This is a genomic window from Pseudomonas sp. GW821-FHT07F01 (assembly GCF_059418825.1).
On sequence record NZ_JBWKQO010000006.1, the window covers coordinates 620,019 to 635,019 of the forward strand.

Sequence of the window (15,001 nt, forward strand, 5' to 3'; positions counted from 1 at the left end):
GGAGCGAGCTCGCTCGCGATCCGCGCAGCGGCCAGCCGGGCGGTTTTCGTTGGAGGTCCTGCGGACCTCGTCGCGAGCAAGCTCGCTCCTACGGGGAAGGCGTCAGGTTCGGATCAGTTGCTCTTGACCGCGTAGTCCGGCTTCTTGTCGTTGCCCGGGATGAACGGGCTCCAGGGCTGGGCACGGATCGGGCCTTCGGTCTGCCAGACCACGTTGAACTGACCGTCGGGCTGGATCTCGCCGATCATCACCGGCTTGTGCAGATGGTGATTGGTCTTGTCCATGGTCAGGGTGTAGCCCGAAGGGGCGGCGAAGGTCTGCCCGGCCAGGGCCTCGCGAACCTTGTCGACATCGGTGGACTTGGCTTTCTCCACCGCCTGGGCCCACATGTGGATGCCGACGTAGGTGGCTTCCATCGGGTCGTTGGTCACCGCCTTGTCCGCGCCCGGCAGGTTCTTGGCCTTGGCGTAGGCCTTCCAGGCGGCGACGAACTTCTGGTTCACCGGGTTATCCACCGACTCGAAGTAGTTCCAGGCCGCGAGGTTGCCCACCAGGGGCTTGGTGTCGATGCCGCGCAGTTCTTCCTCGCCCACCGAGAAGGCCACCACCGGCACGTCGGTGGCTTTCAGGCCCTGGTTGGCCAGTTCCTTGTAGAAGGGCACGTTGGAGTCACCGTTGACCGTGGAGATCACCGCAGTCTTGCCACCGGCGGAGAACTTCTTGATGTTGGCGACGATGGTTTGATAGTCGCTGTGGCCGAACGGGGTGTAGACCTCTTCGATGTCCTTGTCGGCCACGCCCTTGGAGTGCAGGAACGAACGCAGGATCTTGTTGGTGGTGCGCGGGTAGACGTAGTCGGTGCCCAGGAGGAAGAAGCGCTTGGCGCTGCCGCCGTCCTCGCTCATCAGGTATTCCACCGCCGGGATCGCCTGCTGGTTCGGTGCGGCGCCGGTGTAGAAGACGTTGGGCGACATCTCTTCGCCTTCGTACTGCACCGGGTAGAACAGCAGGCCGTTGAGCTCCTCGAACACCGGCAGCACCGACTTGCGCGACACCGAGGTCCAGCAGCCGAATACCACCGCCACCTTGTCCTGGGTCAGCAACTGGCGGCCCTTCTCGGCGAACAGCGGCCAGTTCGAGGCCGGGTCCACCACCACCGGCTCCAGCAGCTTGCCGTTGACCCCGCCCTTGGCGTTGATTTCGTCGATGGTCATCAGCGCCATGTCCTTGAGGGACGTTTCGGAGATCGCCATGGTGCCCGACAGCGAGTGCAGGATCCCCACCTTGATGGTTTCGGCGGCCTGGACGGTCCAGGTCATGCCCATCGCGGCAATGCTTGCCGTGAGAGTGAAAGCCTTGAGCAAACTACGACGCTTCATTGTGCGATCTCCATGAACTCTTGATTTTTCAGGTGGTAGATGCGGACTGCTGAAGGGCTGTTTTGCAAGGGGTGTGCCGAGTCGGCGCAAGGCATGAAAACGTCGCTTTAACGGCGCGGGCGGGGGAGGTGATGCCCCAAGACGAGGCTTGGGCAAGGGGCTGGTGCGTCGGGGTGCGTCATTGTGGTGCTGCCGCTGGGCGGCAGCCGTGGCCTGGGGGTGGCTTCAGTTCACGCCCGGGAAGGAATCGACATATTTGATGGTGAAGTCGGGAAAGGAGTCGACGATCTGGATCTTGTAGTCGGGAAAACTGTTGACGATTTTCCACTTGCCCGGCGCGTCGGCAAAGGAGTTGACCTGCTTCACCTTCAGGTCGGGGAAGGAGTTCACCACCTTGACCTTGTAGTCGGGGAAGCTGTTGACGATCTGGATGTTGCCGTAGATTTTCGAGACGTCGACCGAGGTGCCGGCCTGGGCGCCAAGGGCTGTGCCGAGCAGCAAGGCCAAGAATGCGGTTCTGAACATGAGACTCATCCTGAGAGATCCAAGCGCGCGATCTTAAAGCAAGGGCGACGATTGTAGGAGCTGGCTGGCCAGCGAAGAGGCCCTTGAACCTGGCACAAGGCCTACGGGCGCCCTCGCCGGCAAGCCGGCTCCTACAGAGGCGGGCACAGTCAGCGGCGGCGCATCAGGCCGATGAAGAACACCCCGCCGATGGCCGCGGTGGCCACGCCGATGGGCAGGTCCTCGGGGGCGATCAGGGTGCGCGCAGCCACATCCACCCAGACCAGGAACACGCTGCCCAGCAGCACGCACACCGGCAGCAGCCGGCGGTGTTCGGCGCCCACCAGGCGCCGGGCAATGTGCGGCACCATCAGCCCGACAAAACCGATGGAGCCGCTGATGGACACCAGCACTCCGGTCATCAGCGAGGCAATCAGGAACACCTTCAGGCGCACATTGCGCGCGTTCAGGCCCAGGGTCACGGCGGTCTGCTCGCCGGCCATCAGGGCGTTCAGCGGGCGCGCCATGCCCAGCAGCAACACCAGCCCCAGCAGCACGCTGGCGGCGGGGATCGCCAGCAGTTCCCAGCGCGCCAGGCCCAGGCCGCCGAGCATCCAGAACATCACTGCGGAGCTGGCGCGGTGGTCGCCCATGAACAGCAGCAGGTTGGCCGCGGCCATCATCACGAACGACACCGCCACCCCGCACAGCAACAGCCGGTCGCTGTCGAGGCGGCCGTTGCGGGCGGCGATCCCCAGCACCAGCGCCATGCTCAGCAGGGCGCCGACAAAGGCCGCCAGGGGCAGGGTCAAAAGCCCAATCACCTGGCCCAGGTGCAGCACCACGATCACCGCGCCGAGGGTGGCGCCGGAGGTCACCCCCAGCAGGTGCGGGTCGGCCAGCGGGTTGCGGGTCACCGCCTGCAGCACCGCGCCGATCAGTGCCAGCCCGGCACCCACCAGGGCCCCCAGGAGCATGCGCGGCACGCGGATCAGCCAGACGATGTGCTCCTGGCCCGGGCTCCAGTCCACAACGCCCAGGCCCAGGGCCTTGTGCAACAGAATGCGCCCCACCACCTCCACCGGCACCCGCGCCGGGCCAAAGCCCAGGGACACCACGCAGGACGCCAGCAGCAGGGCGCCCAGGGCCATCAACAGTGCGGCATAGCGGGGACTGGTCATTCGCCGTGGAAACCCTTTGCCAGGGTTTCCACCGCCAGCACGTTGTCGATGCCCGGCGTGGCCTGCACATAGGGGATGACGATGAAGCGCTGGTTCTTGATCGCATCGACTCCTTGCAGGGCCTTGTTGTTCAGCAGGAACTGCTGCTTCTGCTCGGCGCTGACTTCGCTGTAGTCGACGATCACGATCACCTGCGGGTTGCGCTCGACCACGGTTTCCCAGTTGACCCGGGTCCAGCTGGCGTCGACGTCATCGAGGATATTGCGCCCGCCAGCCGCGTCGATTAGGGCCTGGGGCATGCCCAGGCGGCCCGAGGTCATGGCCCGGTCTTCGCCGCTGTCATAGAGGAATACCCGCGGCTTGTCCCTGGGCAGGTCCTTCTGTACCTGGGCCACCTGCTCCTGCATCTGCGCGATCAGGGCGTTGGCGCGATCCTGCACGTCGAAGATCCGCCCGAGGTTACGCAGGTCGGTGTAGGTGTCCTCGAGGCTGGCGGCCGGGCGCTTCATCACGAAGGCGCAGGACTCGGTCAACTCGTAGACGTTGATCCCCAGCGGCGCCAGGGTCTGGGGCGTGAGGTCGCCGCCCACGCGCATGCCGTAGTCCCAGCCGGCGAAAAAGAAGTCGACGTTGGCATTGAGCAGGGTTTCCACCGACGGGTACTTGGCCGCCAGTTCCGGCAGGCCGTCGAGCAGGGCGCTCATCTGCGGGGTCACGGCCTTCCAGCCGCTGATCCCGCTGTAGCCCACCATGCGTGGCTTGAGCCCCAGGGCGAGCATCATCTGGGTCATGTTGATGTCATGGCTGAGGGCGTGTTTCGGCGCTTGCTTGAAGGTCACTTCGCGGTTGCAGCTGGTGATGGTCAGCGGGTAATGGGTGGCCTCGGCGAAGGCCTGGGCGGCCCCCAGAGACAGGGCCAGGAGCAGGCTGGAGCGAAGCAGGGAGCGCAAGGTCATGGTTGGGTGATCCAGGTGATTCGTGGGTAGCCGGACAGGGGATGGGCGTCGATCAGCGCCTCGACGCCGAAGACGTTGCGCAGCAACTCGACGGTGAGCACCTCGCCGGGCGTGCCGCTGGCGACGATGCGCCCGTGGTCGAGGACATACAGGCGGTCGCAGAAGGCTGCGGCCAGGTTCAGGTCGTGGATGCTCGCCAGGGTACCGATGCCCAGGCGCTTGACCCGCTGCAGCAACTCCAGCTGGTAGCGCGGGTCGAGGTGGTTGGTGGGCTCGTCGAGGATCAGCAACTGGGGTTGCTGGGCCAGGGCGCGGGCCAGGATCACCCGCTGTTTCTCACCGCCGGACAGGGTGGCGAAGGCGTGGTCCTCGAAGCCCAGCAGGCCCACCGATTCCAGGGCCTCGCGGGCGATGCGCCGGTCGTCCTGGGTGTCGCCGTCGAACAGGCCCTTGTGCGGGGTGCGGCCCATGGCGACCACCTCTTCCACAGTCAGGCCGAAGGCGTCGGGAAACTCCTGGAGGACCACGGCGATGCGTTGCGCGCACCAGCGCGGCGACTGCTTCCACACATTCTGATGCTCAAGCTGCACCTCGCCCTGCTGCGGCTTGCTGAAGCGATAGGCGCAGCGCAACAGGCTGGTCTTGCCGCTGCCGTTGGGCCCGATCAGGCCGACGAACTCGCCGGCCGCCACCTGCAGGCTGGCCTCACGCAGTTGGAACTGGTGGTGGCAGTGGCCCTGGCCCAAGGGTGTCCAGGCCAGGTTGGTGAGGTTCAGCGAGGTCATGCCGTATCCGTGTGGTCCCCGCGCGGTGGCCGCAGGTGAGGTTAAAAGGTGTAGTCAGCGGTGACGAAGAACGAGCGCGGCTCGCCGAGTATCCATTGCTGGCCGTCATTGTATTGGCTTTGCGCGTACTGGCGGTCAAACAGGTTGTTCAATTGCAGGCCCAGGGTGGTGCTGGGCAGGGCTTTCCACGACAGCGCGGCATCCACCACGGTATAGCTGGGCAACTGATTCCGGTTGGCCATGTCGGCGTAGCGTGCGTCTACGTAGCGCACTCCGGCGCCGGCCCGCAGGTCATCGTCGAGGGCCTTGCTCAGCCACAGGTTGGCGGTGCGCCGGGGCACGTCCACCGGGCGCTTGCCGTCGCGGGAGACCTGCACGCCGTCGACGTCCTGCTGGAAGTCGTCGTACCGGGCGCGAACGATGGCGGCGTTGGCCTGCAGTTGCCAGGCGCGGGGCAGTTGCAGGTCCAGGCTGGCTTCCAGGCCGTTGGAGGATTGCTGGCCCACCTGCTGTTTCAGGTCCGGGTCGCCCGGTACATCGGTCAGCAGCTTCTTCTTGACGATGTGGTAGGCCGCCAGGGTCCATTCGCCGCGCTGGTCCCAGAACATCTGCTTGAGGCCGATCTCGGTCTGCCTGGCGCTGGAGAGGTCGAATTGCTGCTGGCTCTTGCTCAGGGAAATCAGCCCGCCGACACCGTCGGTGCTGGTGGAGTACTGGCCATAGAGGGAGGTGTCCGGGGTCACCGCAAACACCAGCCCGGCCTTCCAGTTGTTACCGGTCAGGGTCTTGTCGCTTCGGCTGTCGTCCTTCAAGTCATCGCGATCAATATGCACGTAGTCGCGGCGCACACCGCTCACCAGGGACCAGCGCTCGCTGAGCTGCAGGCGGTTTTCGGCGAACACCGACATCTGCCTGGTGGTGGTCTTGAACTGGTCGCGGTAGGGGCTGTCGCTGGCGAAGTCGTCCGGGGCCGGATGGTACAGGTCCACCGGCTGACCGTTGCTGAAGCTGTCGATGAAGGGCGAGTTGCTCTTCATGTGGAAGCGGATGCGGTTGTAGTCGACCCCGGTCAGGGTCTGGCTGTCGAGGCCCAGCAGCGAGTGCTTGAAGGTGAAGGTCTGGCGGTCGCCGACCTGTTCCTGCTGGTGACCGATGCCGAAGTTGCCGCTGCGGGTCAGTTGCCGGCCCAGGCTGTTGAAGTTGTAGTTCTCGGCGTTCTGCCAGCGGCGCTGGGCCTTGAGGTAGTACAGCTCGTTGCTGGCGCTGAGGTTGTCGGAAATCTGCCATTGGCTGGTCAGGCGGGTCCACTGGTCGTTGTAGTGCTGCTTGTCATTGCGCACGTTGTAGTTCTTGTCCCGCAGGCTCTTGTGCAAACGCCCGTCGATCAGTGGCGTGCCGAAGTAGTTCATCGGGTTCTGGTCGCCGTAGTCGTGGGCCAGGGTGAAGGCCAGGTCGTCACGGGCCTGCCAGCGCAGGGCAGCGCTGACGAAGTCGCCGGAGGAATCGCCCCGGTCGATCCAGCCGTTGCTGCGCTCGCGGTTGAGGTTGAGCCGGTAGCTCAGGGTGTCGCTCAGGGAGCCGCCGCTGTCCAGGGCCTGCTGCTGGCGATCGAAGGAGCCGTAGCCCAGGCGCAGGTGGTTTTCGATTTCGCCGCTGAACGGCTTTTTCGGGACGGTGTTGATCACCGCTCCGGTGGCGCCTTCGCCGTACAGCACCGAGGCCGGGCCGCGCAGCACGTCGACCCGCTCCACCGCCCAGGTGTCCACCGGGAAGGTCACGGTGCCCATGCCGGTGTACATGCGGTTGCCGTCATACAGCTGCATCACCGAGCTCTGCCCGGTAAAGCCCCGTGCCGACAGCGAGGTGCCGCCGTCGCCCGGGGTGCCGGTGCGGCTGATGCCGGCGCTGCGCGATACCGCGTCCTGGATGCTCCGATCGCCCCGGGCGCGGATTCGATCGCCGCTCAGGCTGTCGGTGCTGGCCGGGGTTTCCAGGGCGCTCAGGCCCAGGCGCGAACCGGCGCTGGTGGGGGTGGCCAGGCTGATGCTGTCGTCGGCTTCGCTGGCGGCGGCGGAGATGGTGCCGGTGGGCAGGGTCAGGGCGGAGCCGTCGGCCTGGGCCGGGGAAGTCAGGGCCATCAGGCAGAGGCTGGGCAGCAGGTACTTGTTCATCGGGACGGTGAATCACTTCTTCCAGAGGGTTGCCCGCAGCGGATGAGGCTGCGGGCGGGGATCTTACACCAAGCGTTATAAAGTAACATTATAACTGTGCGCGACTGAAGCGCGCGGAGTGTACAGAGCCCTCTGGAATGCGCATCTCGGCTGATTCATGTTGAAGATGAGGCTGATTCAGGATCACGGTTCCAGCGCGATAGCAGCAGGCGGTCCAGCAGCCAGACCACGACCAGCGAAGCCCCCACCAGCGGGAAGGCCAGGGCCAGCAGGCCGATGACCAGCATTGCGGTCTTCCAGCGTGGCAGGTCGTGGCGCAGTGGTGGTACGCCGAGCCGGCCCTGGGGCCGTCGTTGCCACCACATGATGAGACCACTCACGGCGCCGAGCAGGATCATCAGGCACACCACCAGCACCAGGATCTGGTTGAAGCGCCCGAACATCTTGCCTTCGTGCAGCATCACTCCCAGCTCGGTGGCCCGGGCCACGTTGCTGTAGTCCTTCCAGCGCACATCGGCGAGCACCTGGCCGCTGTACTGGTCGACGTGCAGGGTGGCGTCGTGGCGCGGGTCGTCGGCGAATACGGCGATGGTGAATACCCCTGTCGCCGTGCTCGGCAGGGTGATGCTGTAGCCCGCTTCGACCTGGCGCTGACGGGCGATGTCCTGCACCGCCTGCAGGCTGATGGCGGGGGCGGCCGCAGCGGTATTGCCGGCGTTGTGGGCCATGTGCTCGGCGTGGTCGCCGGACATCGGCATGGGGGTGTTTTCCAGGGCCCAGGGCACGGTCTGGCGGCTGGCGCTGTTGAGCTCTCCGGCCTGCTGGTCGGAGGTCGGCACGTCGTTCCACATGGCCGCCGGAAAGCGGTTCCACAGGTCGGCGTACTGCTTGCCCCAGAAGCCGGTCCAGGTCATGCCGCTGAGCAGCATCAGCAGCAGGAAGGCCGAGCCCCAGAAACCCAGCACACCGTGCAGGTCACGCCAGAACAGGCGGCCGCGGGCACTCCAGCGTGGCCAGAGTACCCCGGCCGAAGACTTGCCCCGCGGCCACCACAGGTACAGGCCCGAGACCACCAGGACAATGCCCCAGCTCGCGGCCAGTTCCACCAGCCGATCACCCGGGGTGCCGATCATCAGCTCGCCATGAATGGCCCGGGCCATGGCCTGCAGGTTGCCCTTGGCATCCTGCTCGCCGAGCACGTCGCCGTGGTAGGGGTCGATGAATACATTGAGTTCCTGGCCTTTGTGCTGCACCACGAACTGCGCGCTGCGCTCGGCATCCACAGGGGGCAGGTACTGCTTGATATGGCCCTGGGGGTAGGCGGCCTGAACCCGTTGCAACAGCTCATCGGCGCTGAGGCTGTGGTGGGCGGCAGGCACCTTGAGCAGGCTGGGGTACATCAGCGGGTCCAGCTGCGGTTTGAACAGGTAGACGATGCCGGTCAGGGCCAGCATCACCATGAAGGGGGCGACGAACAGCCCGGCGTAGAAATGCCAGCGCCAGGCCAGGTTGTAGAAAGACACTTTGGGTCGGTTCATCGGGGAAGGCTCCGCAGGGCTGTGGATCTTTTCTTATGGGGGCTGTTCGCCGGCAAGCCCGCTCCTGCGACGAGGAGACGGCGTGCCGGCGAAGGGGCATCAGAAACTCAGGTCAACCTTGGTCCAGAGCGTGCGCCCCGGTTCCTTGATGGCTTGCGGGTCCGTCGCCGGATAGCCGAAGCCGGCATTGCCCGCCAGGTTCAGGTGCTCGGCGTAGGCCTTGCCGAACAGGTTGTCGACCCCGGTGCTGAGCTTGAGGTTCTTGGTCACCCGGTAGGCGCCGTTGAGGGAGAACACGCCGAAGCCGCCGCTCTTGCCGAAGTCCTTGCCGACCACGTTGCCCTTGTTCAGGTCCACCCGGTTTTGCGCTGCGACCACGCGCCACAAGGCCCCGGCGCTCCAGTCGTCCTCGCTGTAGGTCAGGCCCAGGCGCGCGTCCAGCGGCGGCATCTGTGGCAGGGCCTTGCCGTCGCTGCTGTTCTTGCCCCAGGCGTAGGCCAGGGTCGCGTCGGCTTTCCAGTTGGAGGTCAGCTTGTAGGCCGCGCCCAGTTCGCCGCCCATGATCCGGGCGTCGATGTTCTCGGCCCGAGAGGTGCTCATGCCCATCATTTTCGAGTTGTAGTCGAAGAGGATGTAGTCGCGCACCTGGCCGATGTAGCCCGAGGCCCAGGCTTCCAGGTCTTCACCCTGGTATTGCAGGCCGAAGTCGAGCTGGGTGGTCTTTTCCGGCTTGATCGAATCGAAGGCGTTCACCGAGCCGGCCGGGCCCATTTTCGGCGAGAACAGCTCCCAGTAGTCGGGGAAGCGCTGGGTGTGGCCAAGGCCGACGTAGAGCGTGGTCGGGCTGTCGGCCAGGTCATGCTCGTAGCGCACGAAGCCGCTGGGCAGGGTATCGGCCCGGGTGTCGCCGGCGGTGGGGTTGGGGCGGGTCATCATTCCCGAGCCGATGCTTTGCCGGTAGTCCTTGGCCGAGGCGCGGTCCAGGCGCGCGCCGGTGATCATGCGGTCACGCTCGGCGGCGTACCAGGTCAGCTCGCCGAAGGCTCCGTAGTTGTGGAAGTCGGCGTCCTTGGTGCGAGGCAGCTCCTTGTAGGTGTCGACGCCACTGCTGGCGCGGTTGCGGTGTTCGTTGGTCTGGGCGTCCAGGCCGCCGATCAGTTGCAGGTCGGCCCAGCGCCAGGTGGCCTTGATCCGCGCCCCGAGGGTGCGACGGTCGACGTTGGAGGCCATGGGGCCGGCCATCATTCCGGTGCCGGATGGGGTGCGCAGGCTGTAGTTGTCCATCACGTGGTCGGCGTAGTTGTAGTAGACCTGGGCCTCGACCTTGTCCAGCACCTCGCCAAGGTTGGACTTCTCGAAACGCAGGCCCAGGCTTTCGCGCTTGAATTGCGAGCCGTCCATGCCGCGCCCGGCGTAGCGGGCTTCGCCATCGCCCTTGCCGGCAGTGAGTTCCAGCAGGGTGTCGGCGTCCGGGGTCCAGCCCAGGGCCACGTCACCGTTCCACTTGTCGTAGCGCGAGGCCACGGTGTCATTGTTGCCGTCGCGGTAGTCGTCGGCGTGGGCGGTGTTGCCGATCACCCGCACATAACCCAGGGGGCCACCGGCAGCGGCATCCAGGGTCTTGTCGAAGCGCCCGTTGGAGCCGGCCAGCAGGCTGGCATTGACCCGGGTGCCAAGTTCGCCGAAGTGTTCCGGTTCGCGCTCGAAAAGCACTGTGCCGGCCGAGGCGCCCGGGCCCCAGAGCACGGTCTGCGGGCCCTTGATCACGGTCAGCCGGTCGTAGGTTTCCGGAGAGATATAAGAGGTCGGCGCGTCCATGCGGCCCGGGCAGGCGCCGAGCATCATGCCGCCGTTGGTGAGGATGTTCAGCCGCGAGCCGAACATGCCCCGCAGCACCGGGTCGCCGTTGGTGCCGCCGTTGCGCACCAGGGCAAAGCCGGGAATGGTCTTGAGGTAGTCGCCGCCGTCACTGGCCGGCACCGGCTGGCGCGGGTCCTTGGGGTTGGTGACCACGGTCAGGGGCGAGCTGGGGGCGATGGCGGTGATCACCGTCGGGCTCAGTTCGGTGCTGTGCCGGGAGTGGTCCGTTGCGGCATCGTCGGCCAGCGCCAGGGGCGTCAGCAGAGCGCCGCAGAGGACCGCGAGGGCGCGGTTGAAGTGCTGGCGCGCAGGGTTCAGGGCGAAGGTCTTGAGTGGCTGGGCAACGCCCAGGCGAGAGTCGGCAGAAAACATAGATGTTCCATCGTTCGGTCTTGAATGACACGGCCGCGGGTACGCGTCTGTCGCGCTGACAGCCGGCCGTGTGGGATGAGCTGAAGACTCAGGCGAGGAACGGTGGGGCGCGGGTCAGGGCGCCGGGGAACACGGTCTGCCGGGCGTGGCCCAGGCGCGTGGCGGGGATCAGGAAATACGGTGTGGGTGGCGTGAACAGAGCGGCGAACGACAGCGCCGAAGGCAGTGCCGGGCAATTGAACAGCAGGCTGCAATAGCCGCATTTTTCCCAGAGCACATGCTCTTCGCCCTGGGATCTGCCCTTCTGTGCGTGGTGCGGGCTTTCACCGTGGCAGCCGGGCGCAGCGTCGCCCATGTCCATGGAAACGGACATGTTCATCGGCATCGCGTGATCCATCGGCATCGACTGGGAAATCAGCGGGCCGATAAAAATCATCAGCATGGCGAACAGGCTGATCCAGCTGCCGCGGCGGACTCCAGACGAGTCGCGGCGCGGCACGGACCGCCTGCGGCCAGGCGCGTGCGGGGCGTTCACGGTGAGGGCCGGTCAGTGCTTACTGGGCGTGCATATGCCCTTGCATGGCGTCCGGCGCCTGCTTTTGCACCGCTACTTCGACCGTGACGTCACCGGCTTTTTCAAAGTGCAGGGTCAGCGGGAAACGCTTGCCGTCGGTGAGCAGGCTGCGGTCCTTGAGCTCCAGCAACATCACGTGGTAGCCCATGGGGGCGAAGGTCGCCTCGCCACCGGCGGGCACCGCCACCTTGGCCACTTGTTGCATCTTCATCATGTCGCCTTGCTTGACGTGCTCGTGCAGCTCGGCCTTGCCGGCGATCGGCGAGTCGACGCTGAGCAGGGTGTCGGCGCTCTTGCCCGGGTTGTGCACCACGAAGTACGCGGCCACGGTGGGCGCGTTCGGCGGCAGTTCCTGAGACCAGGGATGGGCGATCTGCAGGTCACCGGCCTTGTAGTCGTGGGCGGTGGCGAAACAGGCAGGCAGCAGCAGTGCGGCCAGCAGCAGGGATTGCTTGACCAGGGATGGTTTGGACATGTGAGTTCTCCAGAACGATTCAAAGACGCAGATCACTTGCGAAAGGGAATCATGCCAGAGGCGGGGCACCGGGGTTCAGGCTGGGCCATTGCTGGCGCAGGGTGAGCCGTTCTACCTGCGGTTGCGGTGCGCCCGGCTGGACTGCGAAGCGGGTGAAAGACAGCTGGGGAACGTGCCCGGGCAAGGCCACCAGCGGCGGCGAGCCGGAGCAGCACCAGCAGTGCTGCATGGTGGAATGGTCGTCGTTCTGTGGCGCTTGCTGGTCGAGCTTGCCCAGGGAAATGGCCACCAGCTTGGTGCCGGTGGAGGAGCAGAAGCTGCCCCACAGCAGTTGCTCGTCCAGCCCCGAATCGCTGCGCTGCATGGCCCCGGAAAGCGGCATGGCAAGCATGTTGAACAGCACTGCGAAGCAGGCGATCCAGGCAAATGCGAGCCGTTGTCGGGACATGGTGGGCGATCCGTCGGTTGAGCGATCAGGCGGGTATTTAGCCTGATCGCTGTGGATAAGTAAAAAAACACCGTGTGCGGTGTGGTGTCGCAGGAGTGGTTCAGGCGTTGCTGACGTTGATCTTCAACCCCAGGGCCTTCATCACCTTGATGATAGTCGCGAACTCCGGGTTGCCCTGGCTGCCGAGTGCCTTGTACAGGCTTTCGCGGCCCAGGCCGGTGTCACGGGCGACCTGGGTCATGCCGCGGGCACGGGCGATGTCGTTGAGTGCGGCGCGGATCAGCACGCCGTCGCCGGTGTCTTCCTCGAAGCAGGCGTCGAGGTAGGCGACCATGTCTTCAGGGGTCTTGAGGTACTCCGCCGCGTCGAAGCGGGTCACTGGGGTGCGCATGTTTCAGCCCTCGCTCTTGAGGTCGCAGGCCAGTTGCCTGGCCCGTTGGATATCGCGTTTCTGGGTGGCCTTGTCGCCGCCGATCAACAGCAGGTAGATCACTTTGCCGCGGCGCGAGAAGTACACCCGGTAACCCGGGCCGCGGTGGATGCGCATCTCGTGGACGCCTTCGCCCACAGGTTCGCAGTCGCCAAAACGGCCCAGCTGTGCGGCGCGGATCCTGGCCAGTACACGGGTTTTCCCTTGCGGGTCCTTCAGGTTCAGCAGCCAGCGGCTGAACTCAGGAGTCTGCTCGAAAACGAACATGGCGAATGTATTCCTTGGGATACGTCGCGGCAACCCATTTGCCCGCGAAAAACCCAGTGAAGCGACAGGCGGTCCTGCCCGGCGCCGGCGTCACTGAGGCTGTTCAAGGAAGGCTAAAGCAAGGAATTGGCGCGCGCTGCCAGGGGTTTCCCATGTTGCTGTGGGGCGCGATGGTTTTGTCTGTCAGGCTTTATCCGGCAAGCCCAGGGCCAGCAGCAACTGGGCCGTGCTGCTGAAATTGCGATCCGTTTCGGGCAGGTCCGGACGCTTGAGTACCAGCACCGGCAGCCCGCGCTCGCGGGCCACTTCCAGCTTGGGTTCGGTGGCGCTGCTGCCACTGTTCTTGCTGATCAGCACGTCGATCTGCCGGCGGGCGAACAACTGCCGCTCGTCTTCGATCAGGAACGGCCCGCGGGCACCTATGACTTCGCAGTGCTCGTTGCCCGGGCAGGCCTCCAGGGCGCGCAGGGTCCAGAATTGCCCGGGGGGAATTTCATCCAGGTGCTGCAAGGGCTCGCGGCCCAGGGTGAACAGTGGCCGCTTGAAGGGGCGCAGGGCCTCCACCAGTTGCGCCCAGCCGTCGATCTCGCGCCAGTCGTCACCCGGTTGAGGCTGCCAGGCCGGGCGCCGCAAGGCCCAGCAGGGCACGCCAGCGCTCTTCGCGGCGGCCACGGCATTGGCGCTGATCTGTGCTGCGTAGGGGTGGGTGGCATCCAGCAGCAGGCCGATCCGCTGCTCGCGGATAAAGCGCGCCAGGCCCTCGGCGCCGCCGTAGCCGCCGACCCGTACCTGGCACCGCAGGTCACCGGGCACCCGGCCGACCCCGGCCAGGCTGTAGATATGTTCCGGGCCCAGGGTGCGGGCGATGGCCAGGGCCTCGGTGACTCCGCCCAGCAGCAGGATACGGGTCATTGGAAACCTCCGGCGTGGCCGACGATGCCGCCCTGGCGGTCGATGGCAAAGACCTCTACCTGGACCTGGGGCGGCACCACGCTGCGGGCGAAATCCAGGGCGTGCTGGCATACCGCATCGCCCAGCGCGATTCCGGCGGCGCTGGCCATGGCCAGTGCCTGCTGGCTGGTATTGGCCTGGCGGATCGCCTGTTGCAGGGCTGGGTCGGCCCCTGCATCGGCGGCCCATTGCGCCAGTTGCGGCAAGTCGATACTGGAGTGGCGGCTGTGCAAGTCCATGTGCCCGGCGGCCAGCTTGCTGATCTTGCCGAAGCCGCCGCACAGGCTGAGTTTATCCACCGGTACTTTGCGCAAGTGCTTGAGCACCGCACCCACGAAGTCGCCCATTTCGATCAGGGCGATTTCCGGCAGCTCGTAGACCCGGCGCATGGTGTCCTCGCTGGCGTTGCCGGTGCAGGCGGCGATGTGCAGGTAGCCATTGGTTTTGGCCACGTCGATGCCTTGATGGATCGAAGCGATGTAGGCCGCGCAGGAGAAGGGCCGGACGATGCCGCTGGTGCCCAGGATCGACAGCCCGCCAAGAATCCCCAGGCGCGGGTTCATGGTTTTCAGGGCCAGTTCCGCTCCGCCCTCGACGTTCACCGTGACCTCGAAACCGCCGGGGTAGGCCCGTTCTTCGGCGAGCCGTTGCAGGTGCTCGCCGATCATCCGGCGCGGTACGGGATTGATCGCCGGCTCGCCCACCGCCAGCACCAGGCCGGGGCGGGTCACGGTGCCGACACCCTGGCCGGCGACGAAGCGAATGCCCGGTTCAGGGGTCAGGCGCACCCGGGAGTACAGCAGGGCGCCGTGGGTCACGTCCGGATCGTCGCCGGCGTCCTTGATAGTGCCGGCTTCGGCGCCGTCGGCGGTGTGGCGGCAGAATTCCAGGCGCATCTGCACCTGCTTGCCCTTGGGCAGGATGATCTGCACCGCGTCGGCATTGCTGCCCTCGAGCAGCAGGCGCGCGGCGGCCAGGCTGGTGGCGGTGGCGCAACTGCCGGTGGTCAGGCCGCTGCGCAGGGGCGCGGGCTGTTCCGCTGTTTCTTCACGCATGCCCCAGCCCTCGCAGGGGCGAGCTTGCTCGCCAAGGGCGCACTTCGGTCTCTTG

General features: G+C 65.9%; 15 protein-coding genes. All 15 read right to left on the bottom strand.

Annotation, left to right across the window (positions count from 1 at the left end; genetic code table 11):
- Window positions 1-113 precede the first annotated feature (113 nt).
- The 15 genes from urtA to AC07R1_RS24650 all read right to left on the bottom strand — a co-directional run bounded on the left by urtA (window position 114) and on the right by AC07R1_RS24650 (window position 14,946).
- Window positions 114-1,379 (bottom strand): urea ABC transporter substrate-binding protein, encoded by a 1,266-nt coding sequence (gene urtA, locus AC07R1_RS24580; protein ID WP_019094029.1) that lies wholly within the window; start codon window positions 1,377-1,379, stop codon window positions 114-116.
- Window positions 1,380-1,604: 225 nt separating this feature from the next.
- Complete coding sequence (locus AC07R1_RS24585) at window positions 1,605-1,904, bottom strand: 7(1) septoil knot domain-containing protein (RefSeq protein WP_041115664.1); 300 nt, start codon at window positions 1,902-1,904, stop codon at window positions 1,605-1,607.
- Between the two features lie 149 nt (window positions 1,905-2,053).
- Window positions 2,054-3,064: a FecCD family ABC transporter permease gene (locus AC07R1_RS24590; RefSeq protein WP_011059011.1), complete on the bottom strand. Its 1,011-nt coding sequence runs from the start codon at window positions 3,062-3,064 to the stop codon at window positions 2,054-2,056.
- A complete protein-coding gene (locus AC07R1_RS24595; RefSeq protein ID WP_011059012.1) occupies window positions 3,061-4,020 on the bottom strand; it encodes an ABC transporter substrate-binding protein in 960 nt (319 codons plus the stop codon). The genes AC07R1_RS24590 and AC07R1_RS24595 overlap by 4 nt, the downstream gene beginning before the upstream one ends.
- Window positions 4,017-4,805, bottom strand: coding sequence for an ABC transporter ATP-binding protein (locus AC07R1_RS24600; protein WP_053156130.1), 789 nt, complete (start codon window positions 4,803-4,805; stop codon window positions 4,017-4,019). The genes AC07R1_RS24595 and AC07R1_RS24600 overlap by 4 nt, the downstream gene beginning before the upstream one ends.
- A 41-nt stretch (window positions 4,806-4,846) precedes the next feature.
- Window positions 4,847-6,976 (bottom strand): TonB-dependent receptor, encoded by a 2,130-nt coding sequence (locus tag AC07R1_RS24605; RefSeq protein ID WP_495111018.1) that lies wholly within the window; start codon window positions 6,974-6,976, stop codon window positions 4,847-4,849.
- Between the two features lie 155 nt (window positions 6,977-7,131).
- A complete protein-coding gene (locus AC07R1_RS24610) occupies window positions 7,132-8,514 on the bottom strand; it encodes a PepSY-associated TM helix domain-containing protein (protein ID WP_072443963.1) in 1,383 nt (460 codons plus the stop codon).
- A gap of 99 nt (window positions 8,515-8,613) precedes the next feature.
- Window positions 8,614-10,746 (bottom strand): TonB-dependent copper receptor, encoded by a 2,133-nt coding sequence (locus AC07R1_RS24615; RefSeq protein WP_401261744.1) that lies wholly within the window; start codon window positions 10,744-10,746, stop codon window positions 8,614-8,616.
- Window positions 10,747-10,834: 88 nt separating this feature from the next.
- Entirely contained in the window at window positions 10,835-11,245 is a 411-nt protein-coding gene (locus AC07R1_RS24620) for a DUF2946 domain-containing protein (protein WP_065364904.1), read from the bottom strand.
- 55 nt (window positions 11,246-11,300) lie between these two features.
- Complete coding sequence (locus AC07R1_RS24625; RefSeq protein ID WP_065364905.1) at window positions 11,301-11,795, bottom strand: copper chaperone PCu(A)C; 495 nt, start codon at window positions 11,793-11,795, stop codon at window positions 11,301-11,303.
- A 49-nt stretch (window positions 11,796-11,844) separates the two neighbouring features.
- Window positions 11,845-12,243: a DUF2946 domain-containing protein gene (locus tag AC07R1_RS24630; RefSeq protein ID WP_011059019.1), complete on the bottom strand. Its 399-nt coding sequence runs from the start codon at window positions 12,241-12,243 to the stop codon at window positions 11,845-11,847.
- 100 nt (window positions 12,244-12,343) lie between these two features.
- Window positions 12,344-12,634, bottom strand: coding sequence for an addiction module antidote protein (locus AC07R1_RS24635; protein WP_011059020.1), 291 nt, complete (start codon window positions 12,632-12,634; stop codon window positions 12,344-12,346).
- A 3-nt stretch (window positions 12,635-12,637) separates the two neighbouring features.
- Window positions 12,638-12,940 (bottom strand): type II toxin-antitoxin system RelE/ParE family toxin, encoded by a 303-nt coding sequence (locus AC07R1_RS24640; protein ID WP_015633982.1) that lies wholly within the window; start codon window positions 12,938-12,940, stop codon window positions 12,638-12,640.
- A gap of 183 nt (window positions 12,941-13,123) precedes the next feature.
- Entirely contained in the window at window positions 13,124-13,852 is a 729-nt protein-coding gene (locus AC07R1_RS24645) for a cobalt-precorrin-6A reductase (protein WP_011059022.1), read from the bottom strand.
- Window positions 13,849-14,946: a cobalt-precorrin-5B (C(1))-methyltransferase gene (locus AC07R1_RS24650; RefSeq protein ID WP_495111019.1), complete on the bottom strand. Its 1,098-nt coding sequence runs from the start codon at window positions 14,944-14,946 to the stop codon at window positions 13,849-13,851. The genes AC07R1_RS24645 and AC07R1_RS24650 overlap by 4 nt, the downstream gene beginning before the upstream one ends.
- Between the last annotated feature and the right edge of the window lie 55 nt (window positions 14,947-15,001).

Bases quoted from the DNA above. Each gene is read 5' to 3' on its own strand.
- AC07R1_RS24625 (WP_065364905.1), bottom strand. From the start codon at position 11,795: ATGTCCAAACCATCCCTGGTCAAGCAATCCCTGCTGCTGGCCGCACTG.
- AC07R1_RS24640 (WP_015633982.1), bottom strand. From the start codon at position 12,940: ATGTTCGTTTTCGAGCAGACTCCTGAGTTCAGCCGCTGGCTGCTGAAC.
- AC07R1_RS24595 (WP_011059012.1), bottom strand. From the start codon at position 4,020: ATGACCTTGCGCTCCCTGCTTCGCTCCAGCCTGCTCCTGGCCCTGTCT.
- AC07R1_RS24600 (WP_053156130.1), bottom strand. From the start codon at position 4,805: ATGACCTCGCTGAACCTCACCAACCTGGCCTGGACACCCTTGGGCCAG.
- AC07R1_RS24605 (WP_495111018.1), bottom strand. From the start codon at position 6,976: ATGAACAAGTACCTGCTGCCCAGCCTCTGCCTGATGGCCCTGACTTCC.
- AC07R1_RS24590 (WP_011059011.1), bottom strand. From the start codon at position 3,064: ATGACCAGTCCCCGCTATGCCGCACTGTTGATGGCCCTGGGCGCCCTG.
- urtA (WP_019094029.1), bottom strand. From the start codon at position 1,379: ATGAAGCGTCGTAGTTTGCTCAAGGCTTTCACTCTCACGGCAAGCATT.
- AC07R1_RS24630 (WP_011059019.1), bottom strand. From the start codon at position 12,243: ATGTCCCGACAACGGCTCGCATTTGCCTGGATCGCCTGCTTCGCAGTG.
- AC07R1_RS24645 (WP_011059022.1), bottom strand. From the start codon at position 13,852: ATGACCCGTATCCTGCTGCTGGGCGGAGTCACCGAGGCCCTGGCCATC.
- AC07R1_RS24585 (WP_041115664.1), bottom strand. From the start codon at position 1,904: ATGTTCAGAACCGCATTCTTGGCCTTGCTGCTCGGCACAGCCCTTGGC.
- AC07R1_RS24610 (WP_072443963.1), bottom strand. From the start codon at position 8,514: ATGAACCGACCCAAAGTGTCTTTCTACAACCTGGCCTGGCGCTGGCAT.
- AC07R1_RS24650 (WP_495111019.1), bottom strand. From the start codon at position 14,946: ATGCGTGAAGAAACAGCGGAACAGCCCGCGCCCCTGCGCAGCGGCCTG.
- AC07R1_RS24635 (WP_011059020.1), bottom strand. From the start codon at position 12,634: ATGCGCACCCCAGTGACCCGCTTCGACGCGGCGGAGTACCTCAAGACC.
- AC07R1_RS24615 (WP_401261744.1), bottom strand. From the start codon at position 10,746: ATGTTTTCTGCCGACTCTCGCCTGGGCGTTGCCCAGCCACTCAAGACC.